Raw genomic sequence first — 24,777 nt, 5'->3', positions numbered from 1 at the left:
CGCGACGGCCGCGTTGGCGCGAGCACGAAGGAGTCCCTGCCATGGAAGAAGTCCCCCTCACCGTCATCGGCGCCGGTCAAGCGGGCCTTGCCGCCGCCTGGGCCGCCCGCCGCCGTGGCGTGCGCCCTCTGGTCCTGGAGGCGGCCGACCAGCCGGGCGGTTCCTGGCCGCGGTACTACGACAGCCTGATCCTGTTCTCTCCGGCGCGCTTCTCCGCGCTGCCGGGGCGTGCGATGCCGGGCGACCCGGAGCGCTACCCTGCTCGTGACGAGGTGGTGGCGTACCTGCGCGACTACGCTTCTCGGCTGGACGCGGACCTGCGCTGCGGGAGCAGGGTGGAGCGGGTCGAGCGGGACCGGGGCGGGTTCGTCCTCACCACCGAGGACGGCTCCCAAGTGCGTTCCGCGGCGGTGGTCTCGGCCACCGGCGGCTTCACCCGGCCGCACCACCCCGCGTTGCCGGGGCTGGCGGGCTTCACCGGGACCGTGCTGCACACGGCCCAGTACCGTGCCCCCGAGCCCTTCGCCGGGCAGCGCGTCGTGGTGGTCGGCGGCGGCAATTCCGGGGTGCAGATCGCCGCGGAAGTCGCCGGGGTGGCCCGGGTGAGCCTGGCCACCAGAGCACCGGTGGCCTGGGCGAACCAGCGCCCCCTGGGCAAGGACATCCACTGGTGGTTCACCCGCAGCGGGCTGGACGCCGCGCCCCTGGGCGAGGTGTGGGCCAAGGGCCCGACCCTGGTCAACGACGACGGCCGCTATCGTGCGGCCTTCGGCACGGGCAACCCCGATCGGCGCGAGCTGTTCACTGCCTTGGACGGTGCCAAGGTGACCTGGGCCGACGGCACCGCGGAGGAGGCCGACACCCTGATCCTGGCCACCGGCTACCGCCCCGCTGTGTCCCACCTCACGCAGGTCGGAGCGCTCGACGCTCAAGGGCGACCGCTGCACCGGGGCGGCATGTCCACCACGGTTCCCGGGCTGGGTTACGTGGGCCTGGAGTTCCAGCGCAGCTTCTCCTCGGCCACCCTGCGCGGGGTCGGCCGCGATGCCCGCCGTGTGGTGCGCCGGCTTCTCGCCGGAGCGCGGCGTTGACGGTAGCGCGCGCACGCTCACAGGTCCGTTCGACCGGTTCACCGCGGGGCGGTCCGCTCCGCACGCGGTGAGCGCACCCGCACCAGCTGGGCGAGCAGGGCCAGCACGGGCAGTTCCAGGAGTGGGCCGATCACCAGGGCGACCGCGATCAACGGGCGGTCGGGGAAGGCGGAGACCGCGATCGCCAACGCGATGGGCGAGTTGCGGGCGGTGGCCACCATGGTCAGGGTCACCCTCTGGTCCGCGGGAAGGCGCAGCAGGCGGGACAGACCGACTGACACCAGGGGCAGCAGGACGAAGAAGACGGCCAACGGTGCCAGCAGGACGAGCAGGTCGCCGATGTGGGCCAGGACGGTGCGGGCCTGCCAGGCGAACATCGCGAACACGGCCGCGTACAGCAGCGGCAGCACCAGGCGCCTAGCCGGGCCGGTGACGTACCGCTCGCGCCAGTCCGCGCCCTTGAAACGGGCCGTGGCCCACCGCAGCAACAGGGCCAGCGCCAGCGGTACCACGAGCACGATCAGGACCGACTCGACCAGGGTGGCACCGTCGACCATGGCGGCCTGCCCGCCCAGCAGCAGCACGTACACCGGCAGCAGGACGAGCTGGAGGATGAGGTTGACCGGCAGGAGGGCCGCGCCGATACCGGTGTGGCCGCGGGCCATGGCGGTGAAGACCAGATACCAGTCCGTGCACGGGGTCACCAGCAGCAACAACAGGCCGATGCGCAGGTCCGGTTCCCCGCCCAGCAGCCCGGCACCCAAGGCCCAGGCCAAGGCCGGGGTGAACACGAAGTTCAGCACCAGGCTGGTGGCGACCAAGCTCTTGGCGCGCCTCACATCGCCGACGTGGGCGGCGTCCATCTGCACGAACACCGCGGTGAGCATCACCAGCAGGGCGGGCAGCACCACGTGCTCGGACGCCGGGCCGATCGGCAGCAACAGGCCAGCACCGAGACCGGCCACGGCGGCCAGGGCCACGAACAGGCTCTGGAGGCGTTCTGCCAAGGACATGGGTCAGCTTTCCTTGACGGGGTCGAGGGCGCCAAGGAGGCGGGCGGCCTGCCCGGCCGGGGAACGCTGGGCCGGGAACAGGCCGCGGTCCCCGTAGTAGCGCAGCGTGGTGGCTGCCACGCCGGAGCGTTCGGCCAGCTCAGAAACCCGCATCAACACCATGCCCACACCGTAGGCCTTAGACCCGGCTCGAAGGTCAACGCGTCCTGCGTCACGTATCCGCGCCGCCCCGCCCTCCCCGATGCCGACGGCGCCGACCGGGGGCGGGCCGGTGAACTCGTTCCGCAGGCAGGCGGCGGCGTCGGCTCGCGACGAGCGGCCCCGGACGGGGAGGGAGCGGAGGCCAGGGAAGGGCGGCTCCGCTCCCGAACGCGCCCGCTACCTGCGTTCCGGTGTGAAGCGCTTCCGCCAGGCCAGGGACACGTAGACCAGGGCGACGAGCACCGGGACCTCGATCAGCGGGCCGACCACCCCGGCCAGCGCCTGGCCGGAGGTGACGCCGAAGGTCGCGATCGCCACCGCGATGGCCAGCTCGAAGTTGTTGCCCGCGGCGGTGAAGGCCAGCGTGGTGGTGCGGTCGTAGTCCATCCCGATCGCCTTGGCGAACGCGAAGGTGCCGAACCACATCAGGAGGAAGTAGGCCAGCAGCGGCACGGCGATCCGGACCACGTCCAGTGGCTGGCTGGTGATCCGGTCCCCCTGCAGGGCGAAGAGCAGCACGATGGTGAACAGCAGCCCGTAGAGCGCCCACGGCCCGATCTTGGGCAGGAAGTGGGACTCGTAGCGCTCCCTGCCCATCCTCCGCTCACCGGTCCGGCGGGTGAGGAACCCCGCGGCGAGCGGGACGCCCAGGAAGATCAGCACGTTCAGGGCGATCAGCCAGGGGGAGACGTCCATGCCGCCGGTGTCCAGGCCCAGCCAGCCGGGCAGCAGGTCCAGGTAGAACCAGCCCAGGACACCGAAGAGCAGGACCTGGAAGACGGAGTTGAGCGCCACCAGGACAGCGGCGGCCTCGCGGTTGCCGCGGGCCAGGTCGTTCCAGATGATGACCATGGCGATGCAGCGCGCCAGGCCCACGATGATCAGCCCGGTGCGGTACTCGGGCAGGTCGGCCAGGAAGATCCAGGCGAGCGCGAACATCACTGCCGGGCCGACCACCCAGTTGACGACCAGGGAGGAGACGAGCAGGCGGCGGTCGCGGGTGACGGTGTCCAGGCGGTCGTAGCGGACCTTGGCCAGCACCGGATACATCATGACCAGCAGGCCCAGGGCGATCGGCAGGGAGATCCCGCCGACCTCCATCGCGGCAAGGAGTTCGTTCAGTCCGGGGAACAGGCGTCCTAGCCCCAGGCCCACGGCCATGGCGAGGAGGATCCACACGGCCAGGAACCGGTCCAGGGTGGAGAGCTTCGCCACCGCGGCGTCGCCGGTTGCCTTCTTGGCGCTCTCCGTGCGCCCCATCAGCAGGCCCGCCTGTTCTGCGCGGCACCGGTGGAGCGGGCCGTGGCCGCCAGGTCGGCCAGCCCTTCGGACAGGGAGTCCAAGGCCTCCGGGCGCAGGCGGTAGTAGGTGAAGCGGCCGCACGGCTCGGTCTCCACCACCCCGGCCTCGCGCAGCAGGCGGAGGTGGTTGGACAGGTTGGTCTGGCGGGCCCCGGTCTCCTCCGTCAGGTGCGTGGTGCAGAGGGTCTCGCGGGCGAGCAGGGAAACGATGCGCATCCTGAGCGGGTCGGACAGGGCCTTTATTAGATCAGTATCGACTGACGTCAGCATGTGCTGATACTATCCCATCATTCGATCCTGATGCGACGCCTGTCGGTCCCTTCCTTCCGGGAGTTCAGATCATGACCACACCCGATCCACAGCCCCTCCTGCACGAACGCCCCGGATCGGGAGCCGCCCGACTGGCGGCGCGCCACCGGGGACACTTCTCCGAGGAGACCGTACGAGCACTGATCACCGACTCCTACCTGCGCCTGGCCGCCACCGCCACGGTGACCACCCACCTGAACGTGCTCGCCGAGCACCTGGCAGCCGAACGCCTGGATGCCCTGGTCGCCGTGCAACTGGCGCCCGCCGCCCGGCCCGTGCGCGTGCTGTTCGTGTGCGGCCACAACGCCGGACGCTCCCAGATCGCCGCCGCCCTGCTCATCCACCGGGCCACCGAGCCGATCACGGTTGCGTCCGCGGGCACCGATCCCGCCCCTGAGGTGGAACCCCACCTGGCCGAGGTCCTGGCCGAGGCCGGTGTGGACCTGGGCCGGGCCTTCCCCAAGCCGCTCACCGAGGAAGTCGTCGAGGCGGCCGACTTCGTCATCACCCTGGGCTGCGGTGACGCCTGCCCCGTGGTCCCCGGGCGCCGATACCTGGACTGGCCCACACCCGATCCCCGCGGCGCATCACCCTCCGAGCTGCGACGCATCCGCGACGCGATCGACGCCCATGTCAGTGACCTGCTGTCCCTGATCGCATCATCCGCATCCACGTCCACCACTGCCGACCCGAAGTAGGGGAACACCCGCCATGACCGGTACCAGCAAGCCGTCCGTCCTGTTCGTCTGCGTACACAACGCCGGGCGCTCCCAGATGGCCGCCGCCTGGCTGCGGCACCTGTCCGAGGGGAGCATCGAAGTCCGCTCGGCGGGGTCGGCCCCCACGGATGCGCTCAACCCGGCGGTGGTCGAGGCCATGGCCGAGGTCGGCATCGACATCACCGACCAGAACCCCAAGGTCCTGACGACCGGCGCGGTCGAGGCATCGGACGTGTGCGTGACGATGGGCTGCGGCGACACCTGCCCGATCTTCCCCGGCAAGCGCTACCTGGACTGGGAACTCCCCGATCCCGCGGGGGAGGGGGTGGCAGCCGTCCGCCCCATCCGCGACGACATCCGCAAGCGCGTCGAAGAGCTCATCGGCGAACTTTCCTCCTGAGAGCCGGAGGCGTACCGAGGGCCCGAGAGCCGGGGCGGTCGGTGAACCTAGCGCCGGGTCAGGCGGAGGAAGCTGCCGCCCTGGCCGGCCACCAAGCCGAGGTTGGCCGCGGCGTAGGTCCACCAGAGCCAGGTGATCCCGCCCGCGTCGGCCACGGGGAAGGCCGCGAGGGCCAGGAGGCCGAAGCACACCGCGAAGGTGTACAGCGTGGGCGTGGTGCGCTTGAGGGCCAGGAGGCCCATGCCCGGCATGGCCTGCATGCCGTCGGCGAGGACGACCACGAAAACGACCGGGATGAGCGCGGTCACCAGCGTGACGACCTCGGGGTCGGGGGTGAAGAGGCCGAGGAGGGGGCCGGAGGCCGCCCAGATCAGGGCCGTGCTCAGCGCGATGACGGGCAGCGCCAGGGTGAGTCCGGCGGTCATGGCGCGGCGAACCTCGCCCGACCCGTTGGGTCCGGTGTCCTGCGCGGCGCGGGCCATGAAAGGGACGGTGGCCTGACCGGCAGCCGTGGCGGGCAGGAACACGAAGGTCACCAGGGTCACCATGATCTGGTGGGCGGCGGCCTCGGTGACACCCACGCGGGCGACGGCCATCGCGAGCAGTCCCAGCACACCGAACTTGATGAGCATGGTCGACCCCATCGGCAGGCCGACGCGGGCGATGTGCCACACCCCCGGCCAGTCCGGGGACCCCGGGCCGAGCTCCTGCCCGGACAGCACCGTGCCGCGGCGCAGCAGGGTGTGGGCCACGGCGGCGGTCGCGACCGCGGTGAGGAGCATGGCGATCCCGGCGCCGGTGATGTCCAGGCCGAGCAGCAGCACCATGGTCGGCACCAGCACGACGGACAGCCCGGTACCGACCAGGCCCACGGTCATGGCCTGCTTGGAGCGGCCGAGCCCGATGAGGAGCGTGGTCGCGCATGCCTGGAGAGCGGTCGCGAGGAGGGCGGCCGCCATGAGGAACGGGAAGAGGCCGAAGGCCGCCACGGTCTCCCCCGGGACCCCGATGAGCCGTGCGAGCAGTGGGACCCCGGCCACCGCGGCGCCGCCGAGCAGGCCCAAGCACAGCGCCAGCCACAGGGAGTTGCGCACTGTGGGGGCGAGCGCGCCCGGGTCCTCGGCGTTCTGCGCCACGAACGGCATCGAGCCGCGCAGCGCGCCCTGGACCACCATGACGGCGGGGTTGTACAGGGCGACGGTCATCGAGTAGGCGGCGAGCGCGGCAGTTCCGGCGTGGCCCAGAACGCCCGCGGTGACCATGGTCCCGACGACCCCGGCGACCATGGAGAGATAGAGCGGAAAGGATTTGCCCGCGATTTCCCGCACCAGGCGGCGGAATGCTGGGTGTTCGACCTGCACGGGCTGGGCGGGGCGGTCGGGCTCTCTCCGGGTGCTGTCTTCGGCCATGGCCTTCTCTTCGGTGTGGAGTTGTGTACCGTTCCGAAAAGTTACCAGAAAGAGCTTTGACCAGTTTTATCTCCTTTGGTCGGGAGGCCTGTGCATGGTTTTCTTGGCGGTCTTCCCCGTGGAATTCCTGATCATCTAAGTGTGCTGGTGCGGTCGGGGCGCAGCGGCTCGCGCCGATGAAGGCCGTGCGGGAGCGTGGGGCGGGGAGGCTGCCGGGGATCGCCTCGGGGCCGGAACCGGCCGTGTCCGGGGTGCAAGGCGCTTCGGCCGGGGTGTGTCGGCTGAGCTTCTTGTGAGCGATGGTGCTGAAGGTGTGGGTGGTGTGCCGGTGGTTGCTCCACGGGGGTGTGCGTCCCGCGAGGAGTCTCGTGCCCGAGCAGCAGACCCCCTCGGCGGCCCCGGTGATTTCTGCGGGGAACCGAGTTCCGCACCCCTTGTCCGGACCTCCCGCGACAACGCCGTCGTGCGGTGCCGAACGGCACCGGTTTCCTTTCCTTCCCATAACGGAGTCCGCATCGGAGCAGGCCGCGCGATCGGCGTGCCCCGGGGCCTGTGCCGGAGCGGCGCGGGTCGGCCCCGGCGGCCCCGAACCCCTGTGAGATGCGGATACCCGGCCGCAGCGAGCCGTCGGCAGCGCTCCTGCAATGGGGTTGCGCGGCGTCGGTGCGCGGCCGGGAAGGGGGCACGAATAGAGGGCTCGCGGCATCGAGTGCCTCACGAATTAGGTAGATTCGCAGAACCACGGGATTGAATGTGCTATCCCCGCACAGCCCACCACAACCGTCCCTGATGTGTGGAAAGCTGCCAATGGACTTCTCCCTCCCCGCCCTGCCGCCGAACGTCACCCCCCTGACCGACGGCGACCCGACCCAGGTGGGCCGCTACCGGCTGATCGGACGCCTCGGCGCAGACGGCATGAGTACCCTGTTCGCCGCCGTCTCCCCGGACCACGAGGCGATAGCCCTCAAGATCGCCGCGGCCGAGTGGGCCTCGGGCGCTGACCAGGGCGGAGAAGGCACCCTCATGCGCCAGGCGGGCGGCGTGTGCGCGGTGGGGGCGCGGGACAGCGGCACCCACGAGGGGCGCCCGTGGTCGGCCGTCGAGTACGTCCCGGGGTTCGGGCTGCAGCAGCACGTGCGGATGCGCGGGCGTTCGGGCGGTAACGAGCTGTTGGTCCTGGCGGCGGGTGTGGCCGAGGCGCTGGCCACGGTCCACGGGACGGGGGCCGTGCACGGGGACGTGCGGCCCGGCAACGTGGTGGCGGCGGCCGACGGGCCCAAGGTGCTGGACTTCGGCATCACCCGCCGGATCGACGGCGCGGCGGCGGTGCAGAGCGCCAAGAGCCTCGGGTGGCTCGCGCCGGAGCGCTACGACGGCGCGGCCGCCTCGGAAACCACCGACGTGCACGGTTGGGCCTGTCTGGTGGTGTTCGCCGCCACCGGGGAACCGCCGTTCGGGACGTCCCCGGCCGGGCACACTCCGGGGCGGATCCCCGGGCAGATCCTCTGGGAGATGGCCCGTCGGGCGCGTGAGGCCCGGGTCGACCTGAGCGGACTCCCGGAGGAGCTCAGGCCGCTGCTGGTGCGGGCGTTCTCGCCGGACCCGGCGGCACGCCCCTCCGCCGAGGAGGCGTACCTGGAGTGCCTGCTCATGCTCGGCATCGACGAGCAGGCGACCGCCGACACCTGGCCGGACCAGCTCCGCGCCCTCATCGCCGAACACTGGCCGGACCCGGACCTGAGCTGGCACGACCCGGCCCGGTGGACGGACGCGGCGCTCGCCCTGAGCGAGGGACAGCAGGTGGCGGGCCCTGGCGCTGGCTCGGGCTCCGGCGCGGGACCGGGCTCCGAGGCGGGCGGTTCGGGTGTGGCCGGGGCGTCTGGAACCGCCGGGGTGGCGGCGCTCGGCGGGGCCGCTGGAGTCGCCGGGGCATCTGGAGCACCCGGTGAGTCCGAAACGGCGGAGGCGGCCGCAGCAGGCGGGGAGCCCAGAACGCCGGGGGAGTCCGGTGTGACCGGTGGCCCCGGTCAGGAGCCCGCGGGGACGGCGTCCGGGGCGGCTTACGGGCCGGGCCCGGGTTCGGGAGAGAGTTCGGGATACGCGGACGCCAGGGAGGAATGGGGCCCGGAAGAGGCCGCCGAAGCGTACGGACACGTGCCGCGCGGCGAGCCCTCCGTGGTCCCCGGGTCGCGCAGCGCGGGCACGGCCGGGCAGGACGGCGGGGCCGCCGCGTACCTGTTCGGTCCCACCGGCGGCCACGACCTGACCGCCACCGAGGCCGAGGAGATCGAAGAGGACGACGACGGAGGCAGCCGGGTCAAGCGGCTCGGGGTGTGGCTCGGTGTGGGGGCGCTCGGCATGGCCGCGGCCCTGGGCGGCGGTTACCTGCTGTTCGACGCGCTGAGCGAGTCGCCCGCCGACACCGTCTCCGACGAGTCCACCCAGGAACCGGCCGCCGGCGCCGACGATGACGACGAGGAGCCGGAGGAGGAGGTGCCCGCCCCCGAAGCGCTCGCCTGTGACGACGCCGACCGGGTCAGCGCCCAGGAGGAGCAGGCGCACTGGCGCCCCTTCGACCCCGAAGCCGCCTCCGTCGACGTCTACCTCTCCCTGCTCACCCCGGTCTCCGAGGGCGAATCGGTGGTCGACTCGGAGATCTGGCCGTTCGCCATCCCCGTCGACCACGACACCGTCGACTTCGGCCTGGCCACGCCGAGCCTGCACGCCTTCCCGGTGGTGAGCGTGTGCATGACCGGCGCGGAGGCCACCGCGGACGGCACCGAGTTCACGGTCGAAGTCGACTACCACCCGAACGTGGGCAGCCACCACGTGTACGCGGAGGACTTCCTGACTCTGCTGCCGCTCGACCCGGACACCAACGGCGGGGCCGACAAGGAGGTCCTCCGGGGCGGGAACGGCGACGAGCTCGGTGCGCCGCTGTCCACGTTGGCGGTGCTCAGCCCGGAGAACCCGTCCGAGGAGCTGACCGTCCTGGTCCCGGGCTCCCCCGACCGGGCGGGCGTGGCCTACCGCCCGGCTGCGCACTCGGAGGCGCTGGTCCACGACCTGAGCGGTCACTGCTACGACGTGGACGGCACGCTGGAGTGGCGGGGCGAGGACGAGATGGGATCGGGCTTCTTCGCCCTCCCCGGCGCGGCCGGTGAGAACGATATGTCGGACTGCCCGAGCGACGAGCTGGAGGGCGCAGCCGGGGGCGAAGGCGAGGCCGAGGGTGATGCCGGGGGCGAAGGCGAGACCGGCGCCGAGGGCGACGCTGGGGCTGAGGGCGACGCTGGGGCTGAAGAGGGCGCCGGTGCCGAGGGCGACGGCGGGCCCTAGGGAGCTGCGGGCCCTGAGGGTGAGGCCCTGGAGGGACTGCGGGGCTCCGGCTCCCCTTCGGCGCGGTTTCCGGGCGTGTGGTGGATTGTGGGCAGCGTGAGGTGCGCGGGCGCTGGGGACCCCCCGATTTCCACGTTAGGAGCGCCGCGATCGCGGCGCCAGAGGGACTTTCTGAGCTGTGGACAACCCCGGCCGACCTGGCCCCATCTCCGCGGTCCGGCTAGGATGACGGGGCGCCGCGTGCTTCCGACCAAAGAGCAGTGGGCCGGTCGGACGGTATGGAGGCGCCTTGATCTGCCGGGGAGCCAGTCGTGAGCACACACTTCGCGTACCGAATCTGAGCCGGGCCCGGTGCGGGCGCGGCCGTCCAGCCGCGCCCCGAGCCGCGTAGCTGCTCAGCCGCCCATGGTGAACGCGTCCGCTGACGCGAGAAGACCGAAGGCGGCCTCCCCGAACCACCACCCTCCCGGAGCCCCGGCTGTCTGCCCTGTCCCGTGACACCCCGGCCGCGCCCCGGGACCCCGCGCTGGAACCCGCGCCACAGGTGTGTCCGGGCGGCCGCCTCCGCAGAACCCAGTGAGAGGACCGACCAGTGACGGACAAGGACCAGACCGCCCAGAAAGACCAGGGCAACCAGGTCGACCAGACCAACCTGACCAAGCAGACCGACCTGACCGACCAGAGATCAACCACCGGTACCACCGGTACCACCGGCCCGGACGAGCCGGTCGAGGCCGCCAACCTGGCGGACAAGCTGTTCGAGGTACACGGGTGGCTGCGCGACCAGCTCCGGCAGGTGCGGGCCGAAGCGGAGGCCTACCTGGCCGAGCGGGAGGCCACCGGCGGCGGCAGGGTCCCGACGGGGTTGAGCTTGCAGATCCGCCAGCACTGCCTGGCGTTCTGCGAGTCCCTGCACTTCCACCACACCAGTGAGGACACGATGTTCCCCCATCTGGCCGTGGGTTACCCGCACCTCAAGGAACCGATCGAGCGGCTCATCGAGGAGCACGAGGCGGTCAACCGGATCCGCGCCGAACTGGAGGGGCTGCTCGCCGACCTGGAGACCGCCGACCCGGTCCGCTTCCTGGCGGAGCTGGACCGGATGGCGGAGGAGTTGGCGGCCCACCTGGAGTTCGAGGAGGGGTCGCTGATCCCGACCCTCTCCGAGATCCCCTTCCCGCCGTCTGCCGGTACCTGACCAGTGAGTGCCCGGGCGCGGGTGGCCGGAGCGAGCCACCTGCGCCCCCGCTCTGGTCAAAACCGTTGGCAGCGCTCATCATGAAGCCAACCGGGCGCGACCAGCTGCCCTGATCCCCGATCGAACCGCCTTGGCTCCGCCCCGGCCTGAGGATTCTGCCCCGGCTGCCGAAAGCGATCCCCCATGGCTTCGACCCCGGTCCTCCCGCCCCTCGTCAGCCCGCTCGGCCAGGAAGACCCGGCAGTGGTGGGCGGGTACCGGCTGATCGGCCGCCTGGGCAGCGGCGGCATGGGCACCGTGTACGCGGGGGTGTCCGACCACGGGGAACGGGTGGCGGTGAAGATCGCCCACCCGGCACTGCGTGACGCGGTTCGGTTCGAGCGCGAGGTCGACCTGATGCGCAGCGTCGAGGGGGTGTGCGGGGTCGGGGTGCACGCCACCGGCGCCTACCAGGGGCGCCCGTGGGCGGCGATCGAGTACATCCCCGGCCTCGACCTCAACCGCCACGTACGGGAGAGCGGCCCGCTGACCGGGGAACCGCTGGTGCTGCTCGCGGCGGGCTGCGCCGAGGCGCTGACCGCGATCCACGGGGCGGGGATCGCGCACGGCGACATCAAACCGGGCAACGTGCTGATGGCGCCGGGCGGGCCGAAAGTAGTCGACTACGGGATCGCGCGGCGGGTCGGCACCGCGCCACCGGCGGGTACCGCGGGAAGCCTGGGCTGGATGGCGCCGGAGCGGTATGAGGGGGCGGTGCCGGACCGGAGCTCGGACGTCTTCGCCTGGGCCTGCCTGGTGGTGTTCGCCGCGACCGGGCGACCGCCGTTCGGTCGTCCGCCCACCGGAACCGACCGGCGCACCGCGGTGCTGGAGATGGCGCACAGGGCCAGGACGGGGGATATCGAGCTGGACGCCCTGCCGGAAGGGTTGAGGCCGTTGCTCCGGCGGGCGCTGTCGTCGGACCCGGCGGGGCGTCCTTGGGCCGAGGAAGCGTACCTGGAGTGCCTGCTGTTGCTCGGACCGGAGGACGGCCAACCGTGGGCGGAACGGTTGCGCGGGCTGCTGGGGCGGTACTGGCCGCGGATCGACACCGGTTGGGATCGGCCCGAGCGGTGGCTGGGCGCCGCCGTGACCCTGGCGGCCACCGCCAGCGCCGCCCCGTGGAGTGATGCCGGGGGTTCGGGGACGGCCGGTTCAGCGAGGGAGAGCCCTCGAGGCCCGGAACAGGACGGCGCACGAGAGCCGGCCGCCTCCGCAGACGCGTCCGGGTCCGCCGCGGAATCCGCTCCGTCGACGGCGTCGGACTCGGCAGGTACGGCCGCCTCACACCAGACTGGCTCGCCCGCTCCGGCAAAGGACCCGTCGGTTCCCGTGGCCCCGTCCGGTACCGGCGCAGCCGTGCGGTCCGGGGGATCGACGGCGGGTACGGCAGGAGCTCTGGGTTCGGTGCAGTTCACGGCCCTTGTCTGCGTGTTCCTCCTCCTCACGGTGATCGTCGCCGGTGGCGGATCGCACTACCTGAACTCCCTCATCCGGCCGACGGCCGAGGTAGCCGCCCCTTCTGAGCCCGCGGCGCCGGACCAGGCCGAGCCGACAAGTACGCCCACCGGACCCGCGGCGGACCCTAACAACCCGCCTACCCCACCGGAACCGGAACCCGCCCCCGAACCGGAACCCGCCCCCGAGCCCGCTGTCGAGCCGCGTCCCACCGGAATGGACCTCGCGGAGGAGGCGCAGGAGATCTTCCTCGCAGCGGACAGTTTCGAGGTCCTGATAGTTCAGCACGGAACCCACACACTGGAGCCGTACCAGGAACTGCCGGAGGCGACGGGCAGCGGTTTCCCGACCTTCGTCTCCCGGGTCAGGTATGAGGAGGGTGTGATGGCCTGGCTCGACCAACAGCTCGCGCCCACCGGGGGGACCTGGAGCAGCGAGGTCGTCAAGGACGACGGGCAGACCGCTATGCGGGCAGGGGAGGCGTACGAGCAGGAACCGTGGGTGGAGACGGGGCCGACCACGGAGGGTTTCGTCGACGTCCTCTTCCCTGAGACCCCCATCGATGCTTGGCAGGTGGCCGTCGAACACGGGAGCGTCGACGACGAGCGTGAGGAGACCTTCACGCAGTCGGCACCTCCATCGGCAAGTGACGGAAGTGTGGCGGGTGGCGCGTTCGTCAGCGAACCCGCGGTGCTGTTGACCGGAGGTCTGGACGACAACGAGGAGGAGTTCGTTCTGGTCACCGGCGAGGACGGGACGCCGATCAGCCTTTCGTGGTCAGGTCTGTTCGAGGTCACGGATGCTTCGGCCCGAATGCCGGTTCCCACCACCTCGTCGCTGGGGTCCGCGCACTACATGAACCCGGACACCATGGAACTGCCCTCGCACTGGCACGCCGAGTACACCTTCGTCAGCCTCGACGAGAGTGTGGGAATCGAAGCCCCGGATCCCTCCGAGGTCTTCCCCGAATAGCAGATCCCGGGAATTGCGAAGATTATCGCGGAGATCTCGTTTTCAGAAAAGGTCGGCCTTTATCAGGGGCGGTGGTGTCCTTCGGTGCGGCACAGGATAATGTGCGAGGACATTCCTGGCGAAGGGCCTCCGCGCGGGGCCGAGCGGTGTGACGGAGGCACGGATTGGTCGGGGTCGGCGCCACCGTAGGAGGCCACCGCCTGGTCCGCCTGCTGGGGCACGGCGGGTTCGGCTCGGTCTACCTGGGGGAGAGCCCCGCCGGGGAACTCGGCGCCGTCAAGATCATGCACCCCCAGCACGCCGACGACCAGGGGATCCGGGAACGGTTCGCCCGCGAAGTGGAGCTCGCCCGGAAAGTGGCGTCGTTCTGTACCGCGAGGGTGGTCACGGCCGACCCGCACGCCGATGCCCCCTGGGTGGTCACCGAGTACGTCGACGGGGAGACCCTCCACCACAGCGTGCGCACCGGCGGCCCGCGCGTCGGCGCCGACCTGGAACGGCTCGCCGTCTCCACCGCCACCGCCCTCGCCGCGATCCACGCGGCGGAGATCGTGCACCGCGACTTCACACCCGCCAACATCATGCTCGCCCCGGACGGGCCCAGGGTGATCGACTTCGGGGTGGCCCGGGCCCTGGAGGGTTCGACGACGCTCTCCAGCTCACTGATCGGCACACCGCAGTACATGGCGCCCGAACAGATCTCCGGTGATCCGGCCACCTCCGCGATCGACCTGTTCGCGTGGGGCTCGGTGATCACGTTCGCGGCCACCGGTAAGGCGCCCTTCGACGGGCCGCACCCGGCGGCGATCCTGCACCGGCTGGTCTCCGAGGAACCCGACCTCGGCGGTGTCCCGGAGGCCCTTCGCCCCGTCGTGGTCCGGTGCCTGGACAAGGACCCGGCCAAGCGCCCCACCGCCGCCGAACTCCTCTCCCTCCTCATCGCCGTTTCCACGCTCCCGGCCCCTGAAGAGCCCGTCCAGAAGGAGCCTGACCCTGAGGAGCCCGTCCCGGAGGCGGAACAAGTGCCCGCCCCCGACCGGCAGGCACCGGCCCCGTCCGCCCGAACGGATCCCCCGCACCCCCGGCCGGGGCCCCCGGAGTGGCCACTGCCGTACCACACCCACCTCGAGGGGCCGTTCGCGTTCGCTGGCCGGGAGTACCGCTACCCAGGCGACCTCGCCGAGGCCATGCGCCACCGCTGGGACGACGCCGTCGGCATGATGGAGTCCCACTCCGGCAGGGAGGCCCTCGCCACCTGGCTGCCCCCGGGTTCCCCGGCCCGGCGCGGCGTCGAGGACGAGCGGGGGCTCAGCCCCGAGGTGGAGGTCGCCTCACTGGTCGCGGTCGTGCGCCCGGACCTGCCGCCCACCTACCGGGGCACCGACCTGACCCTCGCGGGGATCGCCCGCCTGGCGTCCGCCTCCCAGCAAGAACCACGGCTGAACGCGGCACTCCACCAGGGACTGCTCTGGTCGCTGGCCCCGCACCACTGTGCCGAACCCGACCACGCCTGCGCACCGGACCTCCCCTGCGACGTCTACCGGGAGCTGGCCCGACAGTTCCCGACCGCCGCCGATCTGGCCGACCGGTACCGGAGATGGTCCGCCCACCTGAACGGCAGGTTCACCGACCCGGGCATGCGCGTAGACACCGGCCCCGCCACCCTGGTGTCCCGCCTGGCCGAGGAGCTGACCGGCGACCGGACCGACGGCGAGGCCGTGGACGCCGCCGCCGAACAGGTGCCCCCGGGTCCTTGGCGCGACGCCCTGCGCGACAGCGGGCTCGCCGCCCCGGCCGGACGCCGCAGAGCGGCCGCTGCCGCCATCCGCACGGTCACCGGGGCGGTCCGGGGCGCCGACCACGTCCAAAAGCGGCTGGGTGGCCTGAGCAGGATGGAGGAGAGCCGCGCCGCACTGGAGCGCGAGGCCAACTTCAGCTCCGTGGTCGCCTTCCTCGGAGCGGGCGTGGTCACGCTGGTGTGTGGGGGCATCGTCGTCCCCCTGCTCGGGGACTACGCCATCTTCCTGGTCGAAGGCGCCGTGCTCCTGACCGCCGTCGGTTTCGTGTGTGCGGGCTACTACACCTATCGAAAGAGACGGGAGCTGCCCCGGATCCCGCCCAGCGGCGAGATCGAGGCCGTCCGGCGGCTGATCACCGACGGCGACCGGTACCAGGCCGAGGGCACCCTGAAGCGGGCGCTCACCTCCCTCCCCCGAGCTACCGGTCCGGTGGCCCGGCCGCCCCGGCCCCCTGACCGCGGCGGCTCCGCACCGCTGACGGCCCCGCCCAGGTAGCTCCGCGCCCGACGGAGGCTCCGCCGTCCGCGGTGCCTATTCGCTGCCGAGGATGGCGCCGAAGTCGACCTCGGTGCCCAGGAACATCGAGCCGACGATGAGGATCAGCAGGCCCGGGAGCAGGGTCGTGGCGGTCACGATGGTCACCCGCGGGTTGAGGCGCTGAGCCTTGCGGCGCATGTACTGGGCGTCGGCGCGGCGCATGTCCTGGCTGATGTTCACCAGGGTGTCGCTCAGCGGGGCGCCGAGCTCCTCGGCCTGCTGGATGGCGGTCACGAACTTGCTCAGGGACTCGTTGCGGTTGCGGCGGCGCAGGGACTCGAAGGCCTCCCGGCGGGAGGTGCCCAGTTCCATCTGGCGGAGGGCGACCGTGAACTCGTCGGCGAGGATGCCGGGCATCGAAGCGGCGACCCGGCCGACCGCGGCGCGGAAGGACATGCCCGCGCTCACGGTGACGGAGAGGACGTCCAGGAAGTCCGGCAGCTGCGACTGCACCTGGTCGGCGCGCTCCTGCGCCTGGACGTACAGGTTCAGGTCGGTCAGGGCCGCGAACGCCAGGACCACGAGCGCGAGGAACGTGTTGCCCGAGGAGAACAACAGCAGGGCGAGGCCGCCGTACAGGGCCACCTCGCCGATCTTGCGCTGGACGTACCGCCGCAGGGTCAGGCCGTCCACGCCGCCGGAGGCGTCGATCCTGCGGACGATGGACGCCTTCTGCTTGTCACTCAGGGATTCCAGCACGGCGTTCCTGAAGGGGCGCCCGATCATTTCGGTGATCCTGTGCAGAACGAAGGTCTGGTCGCTCTTGGTGGGCGGTACTTCCGGCCGGTCGTCCACCGGCACGCGTGTCTGCGACATGGTCAGGTACAGGCCGTAGGCGCCGGCCATGACGACCAGCGCGGAGGCCAGCGCGACCGTGAGGGGCAGGAGGTTCATCGGGGGCCGTCCTTCGGGGGGTGGGTCTGGCAGGGGGCCTTGGTCACAGCCTGAACCTGGTGATCCGGTTGACCAGCAGGAAACCGATGAAGAACAGTGCGGCCACGACCAACAGGACCGCGATCCCGGCCCCCGTGGTGGTCATCGTCCGCATGATCCCCGGCTCGATCGCGTTGATCATGAACAGGGCACCGACCGACATGAACCCGAGGGCCCACACGGTGCTGGTCGTCTCGCTGAGGATGGTCTGCACCTCGCGCCGGGTCTCCTTACGGCTCTCCAGCGTGGAGGAGATATTGCGCAGCGCCGTGACCAGCGAACCACCGGACCTGGAGGCCACCACCAGGGTCGACAGAAGCACCCCGAGCTCCCGGGAGGGCATGCGTTCGCGCAGTTCGGCGACGGCCTCCTCGAAACTGGCACCCAGCTTCATCGCCTCGGTCATCCGCCCCAGCTCCTCGCCGGCCGGACCGTCCAACTCGTCCGCCGCGATCGCCACCGCCGTGGGGAGCGCGAGGCCGGCCGCGGTCGCGTTGCCCAGCACCCGGGCCAGGTCGGGCAGCTGTCCGGTGAACTCCTCGCGCCGCTTGGTCTCGGCCCGGCGCAGGTAGGAGAAGAACAGGAAAGCCACACCCGCGGCGGCCAGCAGACCGAAGAACGGCGCGAGGATCTGCCACACCACCACGACCGCCAGCAGCGCACCGCCAACCAGCGCCACCAGGAACGCGGACAGCCGGACGTCCGTGCCGGAACGCGCCAGGCGGCGGCTGAGCCGCCCGCCCCACTGCGTGCGGTGCAGGCGGGCGTCGAGCCGGGCCATCGGGGTGGACGCGTCGTACTCCGCCTGCTCCAGGGCGCTGCGGGCGGCGATCATCCGCCGGTGCTGGGAGCTGGCCACGAACTCCCAGATCGCCCACAACAGCAGTAACAGGACCAGGGCGGTGCCGCCGAGGATCGCCATGATCTGCCAGTTCACCCGGTCTCCCTTCGGGTCGGGCGCGCCCGGAAGGACGCGGGGACGGCGCTCACCAGCTGCCCTGGGCGCGTTCGTCGGAGACCACTCCGAACACGGAGGGGATGGTCTCGCCCACGTGGTAGATCCGTCCGGCGATGTGCCGCGGCAGCGGGTAGTGCCGGTACTCGCCCTCCACGGTGCGTTCGGTGCTCATCGGCAGCGCCGCGAACTCCATCAGCCGGTCCAGCCGGAACTCCTCACGACGGCGCGAGGACACCACGGAGATCTCGTTGATGCGCCGGGAACCGTCCGGCCAGCGGCCCAGGTGCACGATGGCGTCAACCGCGTTGTTGATCTGGTCGCGGATGGCCTCGTAGGGGACGAGCGCCTCGCTCATGGTCGCCAGGGTCTGCAGCCGGTGGATGGCGTCGTCCGAGGAGTTGGCGTGCACCGTCACCAAGGAACCGTCGTGGCCGGTGTTCATCGCCTGGAGCATGTCGATGGTCTCGGCGCCGCGGACCTCACCGACGATGATGCGGTCCGGGCGCATCCGCAGCGCGTTGCGCACCAGGTCGCGGATGGCGATCGCCCCCCGGCCCTCGATGTTGGCCGGGCGCGACTCCAGCCGCACCACGTGTTCCTGCATCAGCTGGAGTTCGGCGGAGTCCTCGATGGTGACGATCCGCTCGCTCGTGGGCACGAAGGCCGACAGCGCGTTGAGGAAGGTGGTCTTACCGGTACCGGTACCGCCGGAGACCACGATGTTGAACCGGGCCCGGACCATCGCCGACAACAGCACACCGGTGGCCTGGTCCAGGCTGCCCATCCTCACCAGGTCCTCGATGGGGTAGGGCTTGGGGAAGCGCCGGATGGTCAGCACCGGCCCGGACAGCGACAGCGGCGGAATGACGACGTTGACGCGCTCGCCGCTGGGCAACCGGGCGTCCACCATAGGCGAGGACTCGTCCACGCGCCGGTTGACCATCGAGACGATGCGGTCGATGGTCTGGTACAGCTGCTCCTCGCCGTTGAAGGCGGCGTCCACGCGCTCCATGCGCCCGCCGCGCTCGACGAACACGTTGTCCGGACCGTTCACCATGATCTCGGTGACGCTCTCGTCGGCCAGCAGCGGCTCCAGCACACCCAGACCCAGCGCCTCGTCCACGACCCGCCGGATCAGCACCGAACGCTCGCGGTCGGACAGCACCGGACCCTCACGGGACAGGAGGTGCCCGACCACCTTCTCCAACCGGACCCGGCGCTGGGCCAGGGTCAGCCGCGACAGGTCCTCCAGGTTGATCTCGTCCAGGAGGCGCCGGCGCCAGTGCGTCACACTGCTCCGGTCCGCGCGGTCCTCGACGGCGCGGTCCTCCTCCAGGCGGTCCTTCAGCCCCATGTTCCTCGTCTCCTCCTTCGGTGGTCTGCCGTGGCGGCGTGCGGCGGCCGGCTCACACGTTCGGCATGTCCACCCGTCGGGTCAGCGTCAGGTCGAAGCCCACGGCCGAGAACACGACCGGCAGAGGGTGGGAGACCTGGACGTAGTACCCGTCGCTGTCGTTGGCGCCGCTGGTGACGTCGGCGTCGCCCAGCCAGCTGGGCAGGGCCTCGTGGGCCGCGGCCTCGGCCCCCTCCAGCTGCTGGGTTCCGGCCACCCGGGCCCCGGCCCGGGCCGCCGACTCGATCCGTTCGATCGCCACGAAGGCCAGGAAGGCCTCGATCGCCACCACGGCGGTGATGAGCAGGATCGGCAGGATCGCGGCGAACTCCAGGATGGGTCCGCCCCGGTCGGAGTCCCGTCGGGGCTGTCGGCCGAACAGCAGGCGGTGGCGTCGCGGGCACGGTCGGCTCTCGCGGGTCACGGGTCCACCGCCTCAGGGTCCTGGGGGTCCCCTTGCGGGGTGACCTCGGGGACGACCTTCGCCTCACCGGTGATGTCCCACGGGCCGGACGTCCCGGGCAGGAACACCGGCATCGCCAGTGTCACCTGCGCGTAGCGGGCCCCCTCGCGCTCGACGACCTCGGTGGTGAGCACGTCCGCGCCGTCCCACGGAGACATGACCCTCTTGCGCGCCTCCTCGTCCACACGCTCCATGTCGTCCGGGGTGACCGCCGCCTGCCGGGCCGCCTCCGCGGCCCCGTGCGAGGCGTACATGGAGGTGATGCCGATCAGGAGTACCTGCCAGACCAGTGCCAGTGCCAGCATGAGGAAGGGCACCACCGCGGCGAACTCCACGATGACCCCGCCCCGGTCGCGCTGGTTCTGGTCAGGCACCGGTACCTCCTCCCGGTCCCGGAGCGCCGTGCCCCCACGGTCCGGGCGCGCCCGCGCGCGGGGCAGCGTGTCCGTTGACCTGTCCCGGGGCCGATCCGTTGAGGAAACCCGACACGTCCCGGGTGGAGGGGTGGCCCGCCGGGCCGTCGGAGCGGTTGCCCGGCCCGGACAACCCGTGGGGCACCCCGCCCGGTGGGGTGGAGTGGCCGCCCTTGCCGGGGCCGCTGCTACCCGAGGCCGTGGGCGAGCTGAACAGGTCCAGCTCCGAGGCGAGCCGGGCGAACGCCTTGCGCAGGCCCTCGTCGGTCACCTTGGTGGGGTCGCCGTTGTTCTCCCCCGGCTCCAGGGCCCGGTAGGCGGCCGGGACGGGGGTGCGCAGCACCTTGGTGCCCAGCAGCTGCTGGAGGAAGTCCGGCTGGATCTCGTTCTTGCGGCTGTGCCGGGTGACGAGTGAGTACACGTCCTCGTGCGAGCGGATCTGCAGGCGCTCCCACATCGCCATGAGCCGCTGCGCGCCGCGCAGCGCGGGCACGTCCGGGGTCACCGTGACCACGGAGCTGTCGGCCAGTTCCACGGCCATCGCGGTCGCCTCGTTCATGTTGGAACCGCAGTCCACGATCACCAGCTCGTAGCGGGAACGCAGGGCGCTCAGCACCCGCCGGGCGGCACGTGCGTTGACGTCCTCGCCGCGCTCGCCGTGCTCCGGCGCGAGCAGCACGTGCGGGCCGCGCGGGTCCACGTAGAGGGTTTCGGCGAGCATGGCGGGGCTGATGTCGTCGGAGGAGTCCACGAGGTCGGTGATGGAGCGGCGGTGCTGCAGGTTGAGGAAGGCGGGCAGGTCGCCGGCCTGGAGGTCCAGGTCGACCAGGCACACCACCCGGTCACGGCGGGCCGCGGCCATGGCCAGGTGCACCGCGCAGGTGGTGGTGCCCACGCCGCCCTTGGCGCCGCTGACCGTCACGATCCGGCCGCGTACCCCCGAGGCCGGCAGGTCCAGCGACGCCGACTCCAGGTGGCGGCGGAGTGTGCGCGACCACTCGGCCGCCTTGGCGATCCGGGTGTCCAGCTCGGCCAGCCCGGAGTCGGTGGAGAGCACGCCCCGCGCACCGGCCTCCATGGCTCCGGTGAAGGTGTCCGGGTCCTTGGAGGGCGACACGAGCAGGATGGCCAGCTGCGGGTGCCGGTGCGACAGGTCGCGGATGGTGTCGAAGACCGGGGCCGGTCCCAGGTCCTGGTGGATGAGGACCACGTCGAGCTCGGAGTGCTCACCGGCCGCGTCGATGAGGTCCGTGCTGGTGCTCCGGATGGCCACGAGGTCGGCGTCCACCAGTTCCTCGAAGCGTGCGGCGAGCACCATCTCCGCTTCGGAGTTGGGCATCCCCGCCAGGACTCGGAAACTCACCGGTTGCTACCCCCATACGGCGCGCGCCGCTCGTCGGTCTCTTCGTCGGTCTCGGCCGCCTCTTCCTGCTCTTCGATGAGGTCGTCGAAGTCACCGCCGCAGAACTGGGTTTCGCCCGCCTGGCCGCCGCCGACGGCACTGACCAGGGCCAGCCGGAGCTTGGCGGAGAACTCCTCGGCGTAGGCCAGCTGGAGGGCGTCCTGGGATTCGAGCCGGAAGGTGACCGGGACGACGCCGGACACCCCGCCGCCCTCCTGCTCCTGGCTGCGCAGCTCCCCGATGTCGAGGACCTCCACCTCGGTGATGACCCGGGTCGCGCAGGCCTCGCCGTGGTCACTCGCCTGGAACGTGCCGTAGATGTCCACGACCGAGCCGCGCTGCACCTTGCCCGCCACGCCGGTCTCGGCGTCGACCATGATGGCGATCTCCCGCTCGCCGGTGGTCAGGGTCGGCTGCGGCTCGACCATGCCGCGTTGGAGGTAGACCCCCGCCTCGAGGTGGGAGGAGGCCACGAGCTCCTGGTCGGCCGGGGTGTCGACCTCGGACAGGTCGGTGAGGAAGATGTCCGGGTCGAAGTACCGGTTGGGGACGTCGGTCTCGACGACCGCGTCCTGCCCGATCGGCTGGTAGGCGTCCACGTCCTCGGCCAGTTCCAGGACGGTGGTGTATTCGCCCAGTTGTTCCTGCTGGTTGCTGAGGTAGGTGAAGACGGAGGCGAACACGGCGACGGCGCCGATACCGGCCACGACCATGAGCAGGACGCCGCGTCGCTGACGGGGGTTCATAGGGGGTGGTTTCCGTTTCCAGAGTCGTCGTCGGCCGGTTGGCCCAGCCGGGGTCGCGGGTGGTGGTCCCTACCGGGAGTAGGTCCGCGGTGGTCCCGGCCGCTCCGCGTGGTCCGGTACCGGCGGATCTTCCGGCCTTTCGGATGGGCTGGGTGGTCGGTGCCCGGGGGGTGGCGGCCCGCCGGGCGGCGGACCCGGTACCCGGCCGTCGGTGGGGAGCGGGCCGGAGCGCGGACCGGCGTACGGGTACTCCTGCGCGGGCGCGGGCGCGGGCGTGGGCATGGGCGCGGGGGTGGGCGACGGCCCGGGGTGTTGCCCGTCTGGTGGCCCGTGCGACGGCCCCGATGGTCGGTGTGGTGGCGCGTGTCCGTTGGGCGGTCCGCTCCGTGCGGGTGCGGGTGCCGGTGCACCGGCGGCGGACGGTGCGGGCATCGCTGACGGTGCCGGTGCAGGGGGACGTTCGGCGGCCTGCGCCGGGGCCGGGTGGCGGCCTGGCCCCGCTGGAGGGAGGGGCTGTTCGGGGCGCTGACGGTTCCCGCCGGTGCGGGCGCTGCCGTTCCGCTGCCGGGACCGCTGCGGGGAGGAGGGCCGTCCGCTGACCGGTGCCGCGGAGGCCGAATACGGGGACCGCGCGGGGCTGCCGGTGGAGTCGGCCGAGCAGAACGGGCAGGGTTTGGCGGACATGGGCTCGCCGCACCAGGAGCACGCCGCCGCCCTGATCGACCCGGCCGCGTAGGCCAGGGCCTGAGGGTGGGCGCTCAGCGCCACGAACTCCACGTACTTGCCGGTGCCCCAGTAGGTGCTGCCCAGGGGCTGGGCGGGCAGCGTGCGGGTGGCCACCGGCTGGATGGCCCGGGGCAGGTGCTCGTCGAACACCCCGGTGATGCTCGGGTCCGGCGTGGAACACAGGAGCTGAACGGGTTGGACCGGGCGGAAGGGGAGCCCGCTGGCCACCTCGGAGGGGCGGAGGCGGCCCACGTGCGCGGTGGGCGCGCAGTAGGCGAGGAAGGACACCGTCGGCGCGTACGAACCCATGTGCTGGCGCAGGTTCGTGGGGAGGGTGGCGAGCCCGGACACGGTCCTCAGCCAGGCACCGGCGAGCAGGTGCCTGGGCAGCTCTTCGCAGAGCGCGGCGACCATCCCCGGTGGAAGGTAGGGGGCGAGGTAGGCGAGCTGGTCGGCGATCAGGGACAGGGCCAGGGGCGACAGGTCGACGCTGATCCCGGCGATGCTGTCGCTGCGCTGGGAACCGCGGGCGAAGTTGACCGCTCGCTGGGCGTCGGAGGCCTGCCAGGCGGGGTAGAGTGCGACGACCTTGCGGCCGGCGCGGGCCTCCTCCCTGGCGAAGGCGACGAAGGCGGCACTGCGCGCGCCGACGCCGTCGCCGCGCATGGCGAACCGCTGCGCTCCGGCCTCGCCCACATGGCCCGTGCTGGGGATATCCGCCAACAGGGCTACGGTCGTCGCCGACCGAGGTGGGGCATTGGACACTGGGAAAGCTCCATCGGTTCTACGCACTTGAGCGATTTCTGATGCGGAGCGGCTTGAGGTGTATCGGGTACCACTCGGACGCATCGTAACGAATGGGTGCCACACAGTGGGAGGCCCGGTATGTGGCACCTTGAGGGGCGGGTGCCGCTCTGTGGTGCGATTTTGGCGTCGGGGGAGCGGTGTCTGACCTGTTGGTGACGGGACTCCGATGCTGGCTGAAGGGGGCGGGATCCTGTGCTCGCATCCGGTGCACCTCACGGGAGGGATGAACGTTGGTGGCCGCATGTGGCCACTCAACGAGTGGGGTCTTTTGGGGGTTTAAGTCCTTTTTGTTCTGTTTGGTTTTCTGGGCGTGGGGCGAAAGGGACATCGCCCATCTAAGGATGCCTTTCCTTGCCCGCTACCACCAGAGTCCACCGGCACAGCTGTGGACAACTCGCTGCGGTAACGTCCCCAGCAGCGAAAATGCAGCCCCCTGAGTCTCGTGGCCCCCACCCGTCACAGGTTGGTTCGGCCCCGCCCGGTGACGGGATGCTGTCCGCGGTGTCGCGTGCGTCTCCTTCGCGATTGCGGGCGGGGTCAGCGGGAACGATTGAGGGCAGATTCGCGTCATATCTTGAGAAGGCACGTACCCCTGAGACCATGCCCCCCGAGGAGACGAACCAGATGCGCAAGGCAAACCGGGCCGCGGCCGGGGCGGCCGCCTGGCAGGTCATTCGGAACACCGACGGCAAGGTTTCCGTGTGGGAGCGGGCGCGCTCGGTCCCACGCATGATCGGCGCCAAGCTGCGCGGCCGCTACCCCGAGCTCAGCGGCGGCAAGCTCTTCATGATGCTGGTCCTGGTCGGCTACATCATCTCGCCGATCGACTTCATCCCCGAGCTGATCTTCTCGGTGTTCGGTCTGATCGACGACATCGCCGTCGCCGTGTGGCTGACCACCATGGCCCTGGGCGAGAGCGAGCGCTTCGTCCTGTGGGAGCGCCAGGGACAGGCCCAAGAGGCCTTCGACCACGCCAACCCGCAGGGCGCGCAGGAGCAGCCCGAGGAACCCCGCACCCGGATGTCCTAGGTGTACTGACCAGAGAGGTTAGGTACGCGGGAAGCGGGAGGACCGCCAACGGCGGTATGGAACCGGTGGTGATTGTACTCGTGCAACCACTCGCCGAACGCCTCCCGCTTCTCGCTCTCAGA

Annotated in this window: 21 protein-coding genes and 1 pseudogene; 8 read left to right on the top strand and 14 right to left on the bottom strand. The window is 71.4% G+C overall.

Annotated features, from left to right (window positions below):
- Positions 1 to 41: 41 nt before the first annotated feature.
- Positions 42 to 1,091 carry a flavin-containing monooxygenase gene (locus ACYVD1_RS27675; RefSeq protein ID WP_460777432.1) on the top strand — a complete coding sequence of 350 codons (1,050 nt, stop codon included), beginning with the start codon at positions 42 to 44 and terminating at the stop codon, positions 1,089 to 1,091.
- Positions 1,092 to 1,129: 38 nt separating this feature from the next.
- Here ACYVD1_RS27675 and ACYVD1_RS27670 read toward each other — a convergent pair whose 3' ends face one another.
- The 4 genes from ACYVD1_RS27670 to ACYVD1_RS27655 all read right to left on the bottom strand — a co-directional run bounded on the left by ACYVD1_RS27670 (position 1,130) and on the right by ACYVD1_RS27655 (position 3,876).
- Complete coding sequence (locus tag ACYVD1_RS27670) at positions 1,130 to 2,104, bottom strand: arsenic resistance protein (RefSeq protein ID WP_460777431.1); 975 nt, start codon at positions 2,102 to 2,104, stop codon at positions 1,130 to 1,132.
- 3 nt (positions 2,105 to 2,107) lie between these two features.
- Entirely contained in the window at positions 2,108 to 2,257 is a 150-nt protein-coding gene (locus ACYVD1_RS27665) for a MerR family DNA-binding transcriptional regulator (protein WP_460777430.1), read from the bottom strand.
- Between the two features lie 225 nt (positions 2,258 to 2,482).
- On the bottom strand, positions 2,483 to 3,565 hold the full coding sequence (arsB, locus tag ACYVD1_RS27660) for an ACR3 family arsenite efflux transporter (protein ID WP_460777429.1): 1,083 nt from the start codon (positions 3,563 to 3,565) through the stop codon (positions 2,483 to 2,485).
- Entirely contained in the window at positions 3,565 to 3,876 is a 312-nt protein-coding gene (locus ACYVD1_RS27655; protein WP_460777428.1) for an ArsR/SmtB family transcription factor, read from the bottom strand. The genes arsB and ACYVD1_RS27655 overlap by 1 nt, the downstream gene beginning before the upstream one ends.
- Before the next feature lie 71 nt (positions 3,877 to 3,947).
- Between ACYVD1_RS27655 and ACYVD1_RS27650 the strand changes: the two genes are divergently transcribed.
- Both ACYVD1_RS27650 and ACYVD1_RS27645 read left to right on the top strand, forming a co-directional pair.
- A complete protein-coding gene (locus ACYVD1_RS27650) occupies positions 3,948 to 4,613 on the top strand; it encodes an arsenate-mycothiol transferase ArsC (RefSeq protein ID WP_460777427.1) in 666 nt (221 codons plus the stop codon).
- 13 nt (positions 4,614 to 4,626) lie between these two features.
- Entirely contained in the window at positions 4,627 to 5,034 is a 408-nt protein-coding gene (locus ACYVD1_RS27645; protein ID WP_460777426.1) for an arsenate reductase ArsC, read from the top strand.
- A 47-nt stretch (positions 5,035 to 5,081) separates the two neighbouring features.
- Here the strand turns inward: ACYVD1_RS27645 and ACYVD1_RS27640 are convergent, their stop codons facing one another.
- The gene (locus ACYVD1_RS27640) at positions 5,082 to 6,443 is read right to left on the bottom strand and encodes an MATE family efflux transporter (RefSeq protein WP_460777425.1); all 1,362 of its coding nucleotides are present in this window, start codon (positions 6,441 to 6,443) and stop codon (positions 5,082 to 5,084) included.
- Between the two features lie 807 nt (positions 6,444 to 7,250).
- Here ACYVD1_RS27640 and ACYVD1_RS27635 point away from each other — a divergent pair.
- The 4 genes from ACYVD1_RS27635 (at position 7,251) to ACYVD1_RS27620 (ending at position 15,743) form a co-directional block, all read left to right on the top strand.
- Positions 7,251 to 9,782, top strand: a complete 2,532-nt coding sequence (locus ACYVD1_RS27635) for a serine/threonine-protein kinase (RefSeq protein ID WP_460777424.1) — start codon at positions 7,251 to 7,253, stop codon at positions 9,780 to 9,782.
- Positions 9,783 to 10,374: 592 nt separating this feature from the next.
- Positions 10,375 to 10,980, top strand: coding sequence for a hemerythrin domain-containing protein (locus ACYVD1_RS27630; protein WP_460777423.1), 606 nt, complete (start codon positions 10,375 to 10,377; stop codon positions 10,978 to 10,980).
- Positions 10,981 to 11,163: 183 nt separating this feature from the next.
- Positions 11,164 to 13,449 carry a serine/threonine protein kinase gene (locus ACYVD1_RS27625; RefSeq protein WP_460777421.1) on the top strand — a complete coding sequence of 762 codons (2,286 nt, stop codon included), beginning with the start codon at positions 11,164 to 11,166 and terminating at the stop codon, positions 13,447 to 13,449.
- Between the two features lie 164 nt (positions 13,450 to 13,613).
- A complete protein-coding gene (locus ACYVD1_RS27620) occupies positions 13,614 to 15,743 on the top strand; it encodes a serine/threonine-protein kinase (RefSeq protein WP_460777420.1) in 2,130 nt (709 codons plus the stop codon).
- 36 nt (positions 15,744 to 15,779) lie between these two features.
- Here ACYVD1_RS27620 and ACYVD1_RS27615 read toward each other — a convergent pair whose 3' ends face one another.
- From ACYVD1_RS27615 to ACYVD1_RS27580, 8 genes are all read right to left on the bottom strand, one after another.
- Positions 15,780 to 16,679: a type II secretion system F family protein gene (locus ACYVD1_RS27615; protein WP_460777419.1), complete on the bottom strand. Its 900-nt coding sequence runs from the start codon at positions 16,677 to 16,679 to the stop codon at positions 15,780 to 15,782.
- 43 nt (positions 16,680 to 16,722) lie between these two features.
- Positions 16,723 to 17,655, bottom strand: coding sequence for a type II secretion system F family protein (locus tag ACYVD1_RS27610; RefSeq protein WP_460777418.1), 933 nt, complete (start codon positions 17,653 to 17,655; stop codon positions 16,723 to 16,725).
- A gap of 49 nt (positions 17,656 to 17,704) precedes the next feature.
- Positions 17,705 to 19,030: a CpaF family protein gene (locus ACYVD1_RS27605; RefSeq protein WP_460777417.1), complete on the bottom strand. Its 1,326-nt coding sequence runs from the start codon at positions 19,028 to 19,030 to the stop codon at positions 17,705 to 17,707.
- Positions 19,031 to 19,082: 52 nt separating this feature from the next.
- Positions 19,083 to 19,493 carry a TadE/TadG family type IV pilus assembly protein gene (locus ACYVD1_RS27600; RefSeq protein ID WP_460777416.1) on the bottom strand — a complete coding sequence of 137 codons (411 nt, stop codon included), beginning with the start codon at positions 19,491 to 19,493 and terminating at the stop codon, positions 19,083 to 19,085.
- Positions 19,490 to 19,867 (bottom strand): pilus assembly protein, encoded by a 378-nt coding sequence (locus tag ACYVD1_RS27595; protein ID WP_460777447.1) that lies wholly within the window; start codon positions 19,865 to 19,867, stop codon positions 19,490 to 19,492. The genes ACYVD1_RS27600 and ACYVD1_RS27595 overlap by 4 nt, the downstream gene beginning before the upstream one ends.
- Before the next feature lie 31 nt (positions 19,868 to 19,898).
- Positions 19,899 to 21,308, bottom strand: coding sequence for an AAA family ATPase (locus tag ACYVD1_RS27590; protein ID WP_460777415.1), 1,410 nt, complete (start codon positions 21,306 to 21,308; stop codon positions 19,899 to 19,901).
- Positions 21,305 to 22,093: a Flp pilus assembly protein CpaB gene (cpaB, locus tag ACYVD1_RS27585; protein WP_460777414.1), complete on the bottom strand. Its 789-nt coding sequence runs from the start codon at positions 22,091 to 22,093 to the stop codon at positions 21,305 to 21,307. Before cpaB ends, ACYVD1_RS27590 begins: the two co-directional genes overlap by 4 nt.
- Positions 22,094 to 22,162: 69 nt before the next feature.
- Positions 22,163 to 23,542, bottom strand: coding sequence for a hypothetical protein (locus ACYVD1_RS27580; RefSeq protein WP_460777413.1), 1,380 nt, complete (start codon positions 23,540 to 23,542; stop codon positions 22,163 to 22,165).
- A 708-nt stretch (positions 23,543 to 24,250) separates the two neighbouring features.
- On the opposite strand from ACYVD1_RS27580, the gene ACYVD1_RS27575 reads away from it, so the two are divergent.
- Positions 24,251 to 24,655 carry a YkvA family protein gene (locus tag ACYVD1_RS27575; protein WP_460777412.1) on the top strand — a complete coding sequence of 135 codons (405 nt, stop codon included), beginning with the start codon at positions 24,251 to 24,253 and terminating at the stop codon, positions 24,653 to 24,655.
- Here ACYVD1_RS27575 and ACYVD1_RS27570 read toward each other — a convergent pair.
- A pseudogene (locus ACYVD1_RS27570) lies at positions 24,652 to 24,777 on the bottom strand (IS481 family transposase); the annotation flags it as partial. The gene ACYVD1_RS27575 and the pseudogene ACYVD1_RS27570 overlap by 4 nt on opposite strands.

The sequence above is a fragment of the Nocardiopsis nanhaiensis genome, from assembly GCF_054778635.1.
The sequence above is the reverse complement of the archived record's forward strand: the minus strand, read 5'-3'. Positions and strand labels throughout refer to the sequence as shown.